Annotated in this window: 9 protein-coding genes and 1 pseudogene; 7 read left to right on the top strand and 3 right to left on the bottom strand. The window is 72.2% G+C overall.

What is annotated here, in order from left to right:
• The 3 genes and pseudogenes from ACWEVO_RS20740 to ACWEVO_RS20730 all read left to right on the top strand — a co-directional run.
• Window positions 1–810 (top strand): zinc ribbon domain-containing protein (locus tag ACWEVO_RS20740; RefSeq protein WP_452309170.1); only part of this gene is annotated, 810 nt, incomplete at its 5' end.
• A 5-nt stretch (window positions 811–815) separates the two neighbouring features.
• Window positions 816–1,364, top strand: a pseudogene (locus ACWEVO_RS20735) (AAA family ATPase); the annotation flags it as partial.
• A gap of 98 nt (window positions 1,365–1,462) precedes the next feature.
• A complete protein-coding gene (locus ACWEVO_RS20730) occupies window positions 1,463–2,122 on the top strand; it encodes an alkaline phosphatase family protein (protein WP_452309169.1) in 660 nt (219 codons plus the stop codon).
• Window positions 2,123–2,175: 53 nt separating this feature from the next.
• Here ACWEVO_RS20730 and ACWEVO_RS20725 read toward each other — a convergent pair whose 3' ends face one another.
• The gene (locus ACWEVO_RS20725; RefSeq protein WP_452309168.1) at window positions 2,176–3,066 is read right to left on the bottom strand and encodes a helix-turn-helix transcriptional regulator; all 891 of its coding nucleotides are present in this window, start codon (window positions 3,064–3,066) and stop codon (window positions 2,176–2,178) included.
• Window positions 3,067–3,315: 249 nt separating this feature from the next.
• Between ACWEVO_RS20725 and ACWEVO_RS20720 the strand changes: the two genes are divergently transcribed.
• Together ACWEVO_RS20720 and ACWEVO_RS20715 are read left to right on the top strand one after the other, a co-directional pair.
• Entirely contained in the window at window positions 3,316–4,338 is a 1,023-nt protein-coding gene (locus tag ACWEVO_RS20720) for a zinc-dependent alcohol dehydrogenase family protein (protein WP_452309167.1), read from the top strand.
• A gap of 45 nt (window positions 4,339–4,383) precedes the next feature.
• Entirely contained in the window at window positions 4,384–4,794 is a 411-nt protein-coding gene (locus ACWEVO_RS20715; protein WP_452309166.1) for a (R)-mandelonitrile lyase, read from the top strand.
• An 85-nt stretch (window positions 4,795–4,879) separates the two neighbouring features.
• On the opposite strand, the gene ACWEVO_RS20710 is transcribed toward ACWEVO_RS20715, so the two are convergent.
• The gene (locus ACWEVO_RS20710; RefSeq protein ID WP_452309165.1) at window positions 4,880–5,602 is read right to left on the bottom strand and encodes a TetR/AcrR family transcriptional regulator; all 723 of its coding nucleotides are present in this window, start codon (window positions 5,600–5,602) and stop codon (window positions 4,880–4,882) included.
• Window positions 5,603–5,624: 22 nt separating this feature from the next.
• Here ACWEVO_RS20710 and ACWEVO_RS20705 point away from each other — a divergent pair, with 22 nt between their 5' ends.
• Both ACWEVO_RS20705 and ACWEVO_RS20700 read left to right on the top strand, forming a co-directional pair.
• Complete coding sequence (locus tag ACWEVO_RS20705) at window positions 5,625–6,755, top strand: FAD-dependent oxidoreductase (RefSeq protein ID WP_452309164.1); 1,131 nt, start codon at window positions 5,625–5,627, stop codon at window positions 6,753–6,755.
• A gap of 186 nt (window positions 6,756–6,941) precedes the next feature.
• Window positions 6,942–8,081 carry an ABC transporter ATP-binding protein gene (locus ACWEVO_RS20700; RefSeq protein WP_452309163.1) on the top strand — a complete coding sequence of 380 codons (1,140 nt, stop codon included), beginning with the start codon at window positions 6,942–6,944 and terminating at the stop codon, window positions 8,079–8,081.
• 39 nt (window positions 8,082–8,120) lie between these two features.
• Here the strand turns inward: ACWEVO_RS20700 and ACWEVO_RS20695 are convergent, their stop codons facing one another.
• Window positions 8,121–8,948, bottom strand: coding sequence for a S1 family peptidase (locus ACWEVO_RS20695; RefSeq protein WP_452309162.1), 828 nt, complete (start codon window positions 8,946–8,948; stop codon window positions 8,121–8,123).
• Window positions 8,949–9,054 lie beyond the last annotated feature (106 nt).

The raw sequence follows: 9,054 nt of genomic DNA, 5'->3' as shown, positions 1-9,054 counted from the left end.
GCGTGGGCTGCCGCCCGCTGGACGGTGGACCAGGCGATCGCCGCGGGCGCGACAGTGATCTACGTGGAAGACCTGCGATCTTTGGAAGCCAAGGGCATGGGCGCCACCCTGAACACGCGGCTGTCCCAGCAGGTCCGCGGGCAGATCGTCGACCGGATGCGGCACCTCGCCGCCGAACACGGTATCGCCGTCGTCGGCGTCCCGGCCCGCAACACCTCCAAGCACTGCCCGCAATGCCTGACCCCGCTACGGCACCGCAAAGCCCCCGACCGGCCCGCCACCCCGGGCTGGAAATGGGCCATTTGCCCCAACACGCAAGGGTGCGGCTGGCAGGGCGACCGCGACCACGGCGCCTGGCGGCGCATCGCCGCCCGCGGCCTCACCCACCAGACCAAAACCGTCACCGACCACAGCAACGGCACCATGATCATCCGGCCCGTGGTCGACACACTCGAAGCCGCCGCCGTCGTCACCCCCACGATCAAGACCAGCCGGGCGGACCGGTCGAAGACCGGCCCCACCCGGCACAAGCCACCACGCCCCGCGCCCAGGCGACGCAGGGCACCCTCCCCCACCCGGCCCCACAGCCGGGCGGGCAAGCGTCCGGAGGGACACGCACCAACGGACCGGACACGGCTGCCCCGCGCAGCCCACCGGCACCAGGACGTGACCACGATCAGCGCACCCACCACCGGCCACCGGCCACGCGGAGCCGCCCTGGGCGCAGGATTCCACCTCCACGCCCACGCGACCCCACCCAGGTGGGAAACGATCCCGGAAACCCAAACCGACCCAGGATCCCTAAGCTAATCAGCGACGCTCAGGAGCTGACCGACGCCGAGTGGCAGATGCTGCTGCTGCGCTGCCCGTCCCGCAGCTTCACCGTCGTGGGGGACCGCGCCCAGGCCCGGCACGGCTTCACCGAGACGTGGCAGGAACGGCTCGGCCCGGTCGGGTTCGACCGGATCGAGCTGGCCTCCCTGACCGTCAACTATCGGACGCCGAAAGAGGTCATGGCGGAGTCCGAGCCCGTCATCCGGGCCGTGCTCCCGGACGCCAACGTGCCGACGTCGATCCGGAGCGGCGTACCCGTCGTGCACGGGCCCGCGTCGGACCTCGGGCCGATCCTCGACACCTGGCTCGCCGCGCACACCGACGGCGTGGCCTGCGTCATCGGCGATCCGGCCTTCCGGGCGGCGTCCCGCGTCCGGTCGCTGCCCCCGCAGCTGGCGAAGGGGCTCGAGTTCGACCTGGTCGTCCTCGTCGACCCCGAGGCGTTCGGCGACGGCATCGAGGGAGCCGTCGACCGCTATGTCGCGATGAGCCGCGCGACCCAGCAACTCGTCATCCTCGGCACCTCGTGACGTCGCACGCCGGCCGGCCGGCCCGGCGCCCCACGGCCGGCGCCGGCGTGTCGGCGAAACGGCGGGACACCCCTCGGGTGAGGTAGTTCAGGAACCCGGTGAGTCCACCAACGACCCTCGTCGTCGGCCGGATCGTCGACACCATCTCGCACAGCCCGTACTGGAAGGACTCTGCGATCTTCGTGGTCGAGGACGACTCCCAGGCCGGCCTCGAGCACGTCGACGGCCACCGGGCCCCGACCCAGATCATCAGCCCGTGGGCCCGGCACGGCGTCGTCGGCAGCCACTACTACACGCAGATCACGATGATCCGGACCATCGAGCAGATCCTCGGGATCCACCCGATGAACCAGAAGGACAGCGCGGCCAGCCCGATGCGGGCGGCTTTCACCCAGCACCCGGACCTCACGCCGTTCACCGCGCTGCCCAACCGCACCTCGCTGACCGCAGGGCTCAAGACCGCGCCCGCCTGTGGCCTGGACACCCCGGCGGCGCAGGACCCGAACGCCGCGGCCGCGCCGTCCGGCACGGTGCCGGCGGGCAAGCAGCAGGTCGCCGCGCAGTGGGATCAGTGGAAGTCGCACCAGCGGCTGACCGGGCCGGACGCCCGGCGCGACTTCGCGAACCCGGCGCAGATGAACCACTTCACCTGGTACGAGATGCACGACTGGACGAAGCCGTACCCCGGTGAGGACAAGATCTTCGCGCCGGAGGACGTGCCGGGGGCCTACCTGCCGTCCCCGGAGCCCGACGGCTGACGGGGATTGCTCCCGAGTGGCCCCTGGCCGGCGGTGACGCCGGTCGGGGGCCACTACTCCGTGAACGCGGTCTGCAGGTCGGTGTCCGAATCCCGGGAGGCGGCCCAGGACGCGAGCAGGCGGAGCGCGTCCTCGGACGGAGAGCCGGGCTCGGCGGTGTAGATGGTGAGGGTCAGGCCAGGTTCCGCGGCCATCTCCAGCCCCTCGTAGGCGAGGGCCAGGTCGCCGACGACGTGGTGGTGGTAGTTCTTGATCCCGGTGCCATGGTGCCGGACGTTGTGCGCGCCCCAGCGCCTCCGGAACTCGTCGCTGCGGGTGCAGAGTTCCCCCACGAGGTCGTGGAGGTCCTTGTCGTGGGGGTCCCGGCCGGCCTCCGTACGCAGGATCGCCACGCAGATGTCGGCGGCGAGGTCCCATTCCGGGTAGAAGCGGCGCGCCTTGTCGTCCAGGAAGGTGAACCGGGCGATGTTGGCGGGACGCTGCGGCTGGGCGTACACGTCGGCGTAGAACGCCCGGGCCAGCCGGTTTGCGGCGAGCAGGTCCATCCGGCCGTTGCGGACGAAGGCGGGGCCGCCGCTGACGGCGTCGAGGGCCCACTGCAGGCTGGGGCGCACCGACCACTGTTTCGCGGCGCGGCGCCGGGGCCGCATTAGGGCGCCGCTGCCGTCCGCGGCGAGGGCCAGATCGAACAGGTGCGCCCGCTCCGCGTCGTCGAGCTGCAGCGCCCGGGCGACCGCGTTCAGCACGGACGGGGAGACGCCGGCGAGGCCGCCCCGTTCGAGCTTCGAGTAGTACTCGATGCTCACCCCGGCCAGCGCGGCGACCTCGCCGCGGCGCAGCCCCGGGACCCGCCGGTTCCTGCCGGCGGGCAGGCCCGCCTGCTCCGGGCTGATCCTGGCCCGCCGGGAGACGAGGAACTCCCGAACCTCTGTGCGGTTGTCCACCTCTCGAACCGTACGTCTCGGGCCGGTCCGGAGGGGTGCTCTGTCAGTACACCTTCCAGGAGTGACTCCCTGATCGGCTCGTGCCGGGGTTAGCTGGGTGGCGGTGAACGTACGCCGACCGCCGCGGGCGGCCGTCGTCGTTCCCGGCTGCTACCAGGCCCGGACCGCAGGATCACCACGGCCGGCGCGGACAGGCCGGGGCGGATGACGGGCCGGGATCGCGGCCGGCCCTTGGGAAAGGAAGAACCCATGCGCGGTGCCGTCCTGCACGCTCCGGGAGATGTCCGGGTGGAGGAGCGGGAGGACCCCCGGATCATGCTGCCCACCGACGCGATCATCCGCCTCTCCGCGACCTGTGTCTGCGGTTCTGACCTGTGGCCGTACCGCGGCGTGGAAGCGGTCCGCGGACCGGCCCCGATGGGCCACGAGTACGTCGGCGTCGTCCAGGAGGTCGGCAGCGAGGTCACGAACGTCAAGCCGGGCCAGTTCGTGATCGGCTCCTTCTTCGCCTCGGACAACACCTGTGTCATCTGCCGCTCCGGCTACCAGTCCTCATGCCTGCACCGGGAGCCGGTCGGCGGGCTCGGCGCCCAGGCCGAGTACCTGCGCGTACCGTGGGCCGACGGCACCCTCGTCGCCACGCCCGACGCTCCCCCCGAGGACCTGATCCCGAGCTTCCTCGCCGCCTCCGACGTGCTGGGCACCGGCTGGTTCGGCGCCGTCGCCGCCGAGGTCGGCCCGGGCAGGACCGTCGCGGTCGTCGGCGACGGCGCGGTCGGTCTGCTCGCCGTGCTGGCCGCCCGGCAGCTCGGCGCCGAGCGGATCATCGCGATGAGCCGGCACGAGCCCCGCCAGAAGCTGGCGGCGGAGTACGGCGCGACGCACATCGTCACCGAGCGCGGAGACGAGGGCGTCGCGCGCATCAAGGAACTCACCGACGGCCTCGGGGCGCACTCGGTGATCGAGGCGGTCGGCACGCAGGAGTCGATGATGCAGGCGATTCGCTCCACCCGCCCGGGCGGTCACGTCGGATACGTCGGAGTCGCCCACGACGTGCGGCTCCCCGGGGACGAGTTGTTCTTCTCCCACGTGCACCTGCACGGCGGCCCGGCCCCGGTGCGCCGGTTCCTGCCCGAGCTGATCGACCTGATCTGGAACCGGCGGATCGACCCCGGCAAGGTCTTCGACCTCACCCTGCCGCTGGAGCAGGCCGCCGAGGGTTACCGGGCCATGGACGAACGCCGCGCCATCAAGGTCCTGCTCAATCCCTGACCACCCGCGCGACCCGCCCCACCCGGAAGGAATCAGAGGGAGACCATGGAGATTCTCACGACTCCGCCGTCGGTCAAGGGACCGGCCGACTGGTTCACCGGCGACGTCTGGTTCGACCAGATCGTGCCCACGACCGGCCCCACCATCGGCCGGTGCAACTCTGTGCACTTCACCCCCGGCGCCCGCACCGCCTGGCACCGGCACGCCAACGGGCAGGTGCTGCGGGTCACCGAGGGCATCGGGCTGACCCAGTCGCGCGGCGGCGAGGTGGTGGTCATCCGACCGGGCGACACCGTCTGGTGCCCGCCGGGGGAGTGGCACTGGCACGGCGCCACCCCTGACCAGTTCATGACGCACCTGGCCATCTGGGACGGCCTCACCCCCGGCCAGAACGGACCGGAAACGGAGTGGGGCGAGCACGTCACCGACAGCGAGTACGGTCGCCGACCGGCGTGAGCCTCGGCCGCCGCCCGCGTCGTCCGCGGCCGGCGGCCGGTATTCGCGTCGGCTTCCCGCCGGCTGCCGGCCACCGAGCAGTCGCTCAGGCGCGGGCTCGGGTGATGCCGTCCAGGACGGTGGTCAGGTTGTGGTTGAAGGTCTCCTCGGCGTTGAGGTGCGCGCCGTCGATGACGAGCCGGGCGACGGTCGGGTACCTGCCGGTTTCCAACATGCGGGTGAGGTAGGGGCCGAGGCTGGCCTGGAAGGCGGCTTCATCGGTGCCGGTGGAACGGGCGGTGCGCCGCTCGGTGACCTCTCTGCGGACAGCTCCGATGATGAAGGCGTTGAGCGCGCCCAGCGCCCGCTGGAGGCCGTCGATGCCGCGTACGGCGGGGGCCTGGCTCAGCGCCGCCGCGGTCGCTTCACCCACGGCGAGCGCATGGGGTCCCAGGTGTGGCCGTCCGCCGAGCAGGTCGGAGAACCACTCATGGTCAAGGGCGGCGTCCCGGGTCGCGCGGGCGATGGCCAGTACCGAGGCCCGCCACTCGGAGTGCTGGCCGACCTCGGCGATCCGGGCGTAGACGGCGTCGACCATCAGATCGAGCAGCTCGGATCTGTTGAGCACATAGTCGTAGAGCCGCATCGGACCGACCCCGAGTTCTTTGGCGATCTTGCGGATCGACAGGCCGTCGAGGCCGTGCGTGTCGGCGAGCCGGATCGCCGTCGCGGCGATCTTCTCTCGGCTCAACGGCACCGGCGCCGCCCGTGGCTGGGGTTCGGGCCGTTCCCAGACGGGCAACGCTTCGTTACCGTACGGTGTATCCATAAATACAGTGTACGGTAGCGGGATGGGAGTGCGAATCGCGATCGCCGGTGGCGGCCTGGGCGGCCTGACCCTGGCCCGGATCCTGCATGAGCACGGCATCGACGCGGTGGTGTACGAGCGCGAGGCGAGCCGATCCGCGCGATCGCAGGGCGGCTCGCTCGACCTGCACCCGGAGTCCGGGCAGCGGGCCCTGGCCGCCGCGGGTCTCGCCGGCCGGTTCCGGTCCGAGGCGCGGCCCGAGGGCGAGGAACATCGCATCCTCGACCCGGCCGGACGCACCCTCGTGCACCATGAGCCACCACCCGGCTCCTACTCCGGGCGTCCCGAGATCGACCGGAGCGCACTGCGCGAGCTTCTGCTCGATTCCCTCCCCGGCGACACGGTCGTCTGGCGGCACCGGCTTGTCGCGGCCACCCCGCGACCCGACGGGGGCTGGGCACTGACGTTCCAGGACGGCCACCGAACCGACTGCGACATCCTCATCGGCGCGGACGGCGCGCGCTCGGTCGTCCGGTCGCTGCTGGTCGACGTCCAACTGTCCCGGGTGGCCACGCTCGTGGAGCTGAACATCAGTGACGTCGACCGGCGCCATCCCGATCTCGCCGAGCTGGTCGGCCCCGGCAACCTGTGGTGCGTCGGCGTGAACCAGATCCTGGCCGCGCAACGCCTCGGCGACGGCAGCCTACGGATCGGGATCTCACTGCGCGCGGACGATCGCCCCATCGACACCTACCGTAGTAAGCGCACCCTGCTGGAGACGTTCGCCGGCTGGGACCGACGCCTCACCGCACTCATCGAGGCCGGCGACGGCGCGCCCACGCCGCGCGCGATCGAAGCGATGCCCATCGATACGCGCTGGGCCAGCCGGCCGGGCGTCACCCTCATCGGCGACGCCGCGCACCTCATGCCGCCGGTCGGCGAGGGCGCCAACCAGGCCATGCTCGACGCCGCCGAGCTCGCCGGCCGACTCGCCGCCAACCCCACCCACCCGGACTCGGCGATCCGGGCGTACGAGGAGGCGATGTTCCGCCGGATTCATCCGATCGCCGAGATGTCCGCACGGGTCCAGGCGATGATGCTGTCCCCGACCGCGGCGGAAGACATCGTCCGCTTCTTCACGGTCCGGCCGGTCGAACCGGCACCCGCCGGCTGAGAACGAGCCGCGGGCACCGGAACTGGTGGCTGCCCGGCTGGCTGGATCGCATCCTGCCCGCCCCGGCCGGCACTGATCGCCGGCCGGGTCAGCCGCCGCCGGGCCTGCCCGGCGGTGACCTTCGGCCCGTGTCCGGCCGCGCCCGCAGCGGGATGCTGGAGGGAGAGGCATGGAGGTGAGCCGGCCATGGCGACCGTGGACCTCAACCAGGTGACCAAGGAGTTCCCGGGCGGTGTTCGGGTGCTCGACCAGGTGAGCCTGCACGTCGACGAGGGCGAGTTCCTCGTGCTCGTCGGACCGTCCGGCTGCGGCAAGTCCACCTTGCTGCGCATCGTCGCCGGCCTCGAGGACGCGACCGGCGGGACCGTCCTGATCGACGGCGAGTCCGTCGACGGCGTCCCGCCCAAGGAGCGCGACGTGGCGATGGTGTTCCAGAACTACGCGCTCTACCCGCACATGTCGGTTCGGGAGAACCTGGCCTTCAGCCTGCGCCTCCGCCACCTGCCCGCGCACCTTCGTGACCTACGCGTCCGCGAGAGTGCGCAGCTGCTCGGCATCGAGGAGCTGCTCGACCGCAAACCGAAGGCGCTCTCCGGCGGCCAGCGACAGCGGGTGGCGACCGGGCGCGCGATCGTCCGTCAACCCCGCATCCTGCTCATGGACGAGCCGCTGTCCAACCTGGACGCCCAGCTGCGGGTCACCATGCGCGCCGAGTTGCGCCGCCTGCACCTCGAGCACCACACGACCACCATCTACGTCACCCACGACCAGGTGGAGGCGATGACCCTCGGCGACCGCATCGCGGTGTTGGCGGACGGGCGGGTGCAGCAGGTCGGCACCCCGCACGAGCTGTACCACCGCCCGGTCAACGCCTTCGTCGCAGGCTTCATCGGCTCGCCCAGCATGAACCTCACCGAGGTGCGGGTCACCGACACCGACCCGCCCACCCTCGACGTCGACGGGCAGCGGTGGCCGGCGCCCGCCGGCCCGGCCCTCGCCGCCGGCCCGGTCCTGCTCGGCGTGCGCCCGGACGCGTTCAGTTGGCCGCCGGCGGCGACCGCGGCGCGGCTGGAGACCACCGTGGTGGCCGTGGAGTTTCTCGGCAACGCCTCGCTGGTGTTCTTCCCGCCGCCCGGAAGGCCGTGGCGCCCGGCCGGGAGCGACGCGGGCGCCACGGCCTGGGTCGCCCGGCTGGACGGTCGCACCGCGCCCCGGGTGGGGGAGCGGCTGGCGTTGGGCGTGGACGTCGAGTCCGCCTACCTGTTCACCGTCGACGACGGCCGCGCGATCCCCGCCGAAGCGGCGCCGGTGCCGGTGCCGGCCTGACCGATGACGGTCCAGCCGGGGGCGCCGTGCCCGCGATGATCAGGCGGCAGGCCGGGTGAGCAGGCAGCCGGTACGGGTGAGGTCGATCTGGTTGCTGCCGTTGAGGCAGGTGGTGAACCAGTAGACCTGCTGGCCGTAGCTCTGCCCCTGGTAGGCGTGCGTGGTGCCGTCGGCGTCCACCTCGCAGGGGTTGTTGAGGGTACACATCGCGCCGTCGTCGTTGCCGGTGTTGTTGATGCCGACGACCCGGCCGCTGGCGACGTCCACGATCGGTGAGCCGGAGGTGCCGTGGATGGTGTCGCAGCCGGTGTCGTAGCGGACCGAGTCGTGCCAGGTCCACTGGTCTTCCCTGAGGGTGGACACGAACCCGTTGACGGCGCAGTTCCAGGTCTGCTTCCAGTACCCGGAGGGGATGAACATGCTGGTGCCGTCCACCGGGTGGGTGTCGGTGATGGTCAGCGCGGTGATCCCGTAGGTGCTCCTGACCTGGGCGAAGGTCCGGGTGAGGCGGTAGAGGGCCACGTCGGTGCCGGTCATCGTCGCGTAGAGCAGCAGGTCGGCGCGGACGGTGCCGGCGCCGCTGCCGTCGGCCTTCAGTAGCGTGCCGGAGCGTCGGCTGCTCTTGTTCTGCAGGACCACGCCGGCGCCGGGCATGCCGCCCTCGTAGCAGTGGCCGTTGGTGAGCATCATCGCCCGGTCGGTGTCGAGCGAGGTGGGGTAGCGGACCAGCGCGGCGGAGCAGTTGCTCAGCGCGATGGTCGCGGTGAGGCTGGGGGTGACCGCCGCGGCGGCGGGGGCGGCGGGCGCGGTGACGACGGCGGCACCGAGCAGCGCCGCGCCGATGACGCCGGCGATTCGCCTGAGCATGAGACCTCCTGGGGGTGGTGGGGCCGGCGCGCGCGGCGGGGGGCGGCGCGGGGGGGGGGGCGGGGGCGACAGCCGCCACGACCGCGGCGGGGTGGAGGCGCGGCCG

The organism is Micromonospora sp. NPDC003776, assembly GCF_053605645.1.
The sequence above is the reverse complement of the archived record's forward strand: the minus strand, read 5'-3'. Positions and strand labels throughout refer to the sequence as shown.

Bases quoted from the DNA above. Each gene is read 5' to 3' on its own strand.
- ACWEVO_RS20720 (WP_452309167.1), top strand. From the start codon at position 3,316: ATGCGCGGTGCCGTCCTGCACGCTCCGGGAGATGTCCGGGTGGAGGAG.
- ACWEVO_RS20715 (WP_452309166.1), top strand. From the start codon at position 4,384: ATGGAGATTCTCACGACTCCGCCGTCGGTCAAGGGACCGGCCGACTGG.
- ACWEVO_RS20710 (WP_452309165.1), bottom strand. From the start codon at position 5,602: ATGGATACACCGTACGGTAACGAAGCGTTGCCCGTCTGGGAACGGCCC.
- ACWEVO_RS20705 (WP_452309164.1), top strand. From the start codon at position 5,625: ATGGGAGTGCGAATCGCGATCGCCGGTGGCGGCCTGGGCGGCCTGACC.
- ACWEVO_RS20700 (WP_452309163.1), top strand. From the start codon at position 6,942: ATGGCGACCGTGGACCTCAACCAGGTGACCAAGGAGTTCCCGGGCGGT.
- ACWEVO_RS20695 (WP_452309162.1), bottom strand. From the start codon at position 8,948: ATGCTCAGGCGAATCGCCGGCGTCATCGGCGCGGCGCTGCTCGGTGCC.